This window comes from Mesorhizobium sp. M2A.F.Ca.ET.039.01.1.1, assembly GCF_003998035.1.
Lineage (GTDB): Bacteria > Pseudomonadota > Alphaproteobacteria > Rhizobiales > Rhizobiaceae > Mesorhizobium.
On record NZ_RZRY01001469.1, the window covers coordinates 1 to 537 of the forward strand.

Sequence of the window (537 nt, forward strand, 5' to 3'; positions counted from 1 at the left end):
GGAGCTGGTTCTCCTTCAGCGCGGTGAGGCCCGGCTCGGTGACGATGTAGTTCTCGAAGTAGAGCACACGCTCGATGTCCTTGAGGGTCATGTCGAGCAACGTGCCGATGCGCGAAGGCAGCGACTTCAGGAACCAGATATGGGCGACGGGCGCGGCGAGCTCGATATGGCCCATGCGCTCGCGGCGAACGCGCGACAGCGTGACTTCGACGCCGCATTTTTCGCAGATGACGCCCTTGTACTTCATGCGCTTGTACTTGCCGCAAAGGCACTCATAGTCCTTGATCGGACCAAAAATGCGCGCGCAGAACAGGCCGTCACGCTCCGGCTTGAAGGTGCGGTAGTTGATGGTCTCCGGCTTCTTGATCTCGCCGAACGACCAGGACAGAATCTTCTCTGGGCTGGCAAGCGAGATCCGGATGGAATCGAACACCTGCGCAGGCGCCTGCGGGTTGAAGAGATTCATGACCTCTTGGTTCATGCCGTTCTCCTTTTCGGGGTCCTCGATAACCCCTTCAATCGATCGCGGACGAAATG

Annotated in this window: 1 pseudogene; it reads right to left on the bottom strand. The window is 58.8% G+C overall.

The features are described 5' to 3' along the window. Window positions 1–481 (bottom strand): annotated as a pseudogene (locus EOA24_RS40490) (DNA-directed RNA polymerase subunit beta'); the annotation flags it as partial. Between the last annotated feature and the right edge of the window lie 56 nt (window positions 482–537).